This is a genomic window from Tenacibaculum agarivorans (genome assembly GCF_001936575.1).
Classification (GTDB): Bacteria; Bacteroidota; Bacteroidia; order Flavobacteriales; family Flavobacteriaceae; genus Polaribacter; species Polaribacter agarivorans.
Genome location: NZ_MSMP01000082.1, coordinates 1 through 2,245, shown reverse-complemented (window position 1 = coordinate 2,245; position 2,245 = coordinate 1). Strand labels below are relative to the sequence as shown.

The window sequence follows — 2,245 nt, the reverse complement described above, 5'->3', positions numbered from 1 at the left end:
ATTCTCAACCACTCATAGTATTGAATTGACACAAACTACTCTTCCTATAGGTAAGCCTATAAAAAACAGTGTAGCTTACATCGTAGATTCATCAATGAATTTAGTTCCTGTAGGTGTTGTAGGAGAATTAGTTGTAGGAGGTTCAGGAGTTGGTTTAGGGTATTTGAATAACGAAGAACTTACGAAAGAGAAATTTACCTTAAATCCTTTTAAGGAAGGAGATCGCTTATATAAAACGGGGGATTTAGCGAAGTGGCTACCAGATGGTACAATTGAGTTTATCGGAAGAAAGGACAGTCAGGTTAAGATTCGAGGTTATCGTATCGAATTAGGAGAGATAGAGAATGCTTTATCAAATTTAGTTTCGATAAGTCAATGTTGTGTATTGGCAAAAGAGAGTGACAATGGCACAAAACGTTTGATCGGTTATGTAGTTTCAGAAGATGTTTTTGATAAGGAAGCGATTCAAACGGAGCTAAAAGAGCACTTGCCAGATTATATGATTCCTTCAATTTGGGTGGAATTAGAAGAAATGCCACTAACAAATAATGGTAAATTAGATCGTAAAGCATTACCAACACCGACTATTTCAGATATTTCAAGTAAAGAATATGTAGCACCTAGAAATAAAGTAGAGGAGGTGTTAGCTAGTATTTGGCAAGAAATACTAGGCGTAGAGCAGGTAGGAGTTTATGATGATTTCTTCGAATTAGGAGGGCATAGTTTATTGGTTGTACAATTAATTTCTCGTCTACAAAAATTAGATTATCACGTATCAGTTAAAGATATATTCTCGACTCCAACAATAGCGAAAATAGGAGCAAAAGTATCATCAGAAACATCAGTATATCAAGTCCCAGCCAATGGAATTACAGCAGATATAGATCGTATTACGCCAGAAATGGTTCCTTTATTAGACTTTAGTCAGGAGGATATCGATAAAGTTGTTTCACAGATTGAGGGAGGAGTGTCTAATATTGAAGATATGTATCCTTTATCTCCATTACAAGAAGGGATGCATTTCCATTACTTGATGAGTGATAAAGAGCATGGAGATCCATATATACTGCCAAACCTATTATCATTCCCAAACCAAGAAAATAGGTCATTATTTGTACAAGCATTACAAACTGTAGTAAATCGTCATGATATTTTACGTACTTGTATTGTAAATGAAGGTTTACCAAGTGCAGTTCAAGTAGTGCTTAGAGAAGTTACATTATTTGTAGAAGCTTTAGAAATAGACAATGATAAAGATGTTTTGTTAGAATTAGAAGTATTAACTGCTCCTGGTAACCAATGGATGGATATTTCTAAAGCGCCATTATTAACATTTCAATCTGCAGATGATGTCGAAAAAGAAGCCTATTATTTGATCGTTTACCAACATCACTTAATATTAGATCATGTAGGGTTAGAAAAAGTTGTTGAGGAGGTTGAATTGTGTTTGTTAGGTAATGAATCAGCATTGCCAGAACCTGTTTTATATAGAGATTTTATAGGTCATACTTTACACCAACAAGCTATTAATGATAGCGAAACGTATTTTAAAGAATTATTAGAAGATATTGATGAACCTACCTATCCATTTGGGTTATCTGATATTCAGGGAACAGGTAGTGATATCAAAGAGTCAGAAGTAATTTTATCAGAAAAATTCAGTAAAACTCTTCGAGATGTAAGTGTTAGATTAGGAATGAGTCCTGCTGTATTATTTCATGCAGCTTATGGACTTGTTATTGGAAGATGTAGCAATACCGATTATGCTATTTTTGGTAGTTTATTTTCAGGTCGCTTGCAAGGTTCTTTAGGAGCAGCAGATTCACTAGGTTTATTCATTAATACATTACCATTTTTTGTTGAAATCAAAGGGAGTGTAGTAGCCTATGTAACTGAGGTTAAAAATAGGTTAAAAGAACTATTACCTTATGAGCAAACACCACTTGCAAGTATTCAAAATTTATCGGGTATTTCAAATGAAGTCTCTCTATTTAGTACTTTATTAAACTATCGTCATTCTCATGTTGCAACGGAAGAAGAAACAGAAGTAGATGAAACTGCTAGTTTAGGAATTACAATAATAGGTAGTCATGAACGTACGAACTATCCATTTACTTTAAATATAGATGATTATGGAGATGTTTTTGGGTTAACCGCTCAGATTGCTGGTAGCGTTAACTCAGACCGAGTACTTTCCTTTATGGAAGAAACTTTAGAGCAATTAGTTGAAGGTTTAGAATTAGAG

The 2,245-nt window shown here is 34.2% G+C and carries 1 protein-coding gene; it reads left to right on the top strand.

The features are described from left to right. Positions 1-2,245, top strand: a 2,245-nt coding sequence (locus BVC87_RS22910) for a condensation domain-containing protein (protein WP_143569898.1), incomplete at both ends; no start/stop codon positions are given.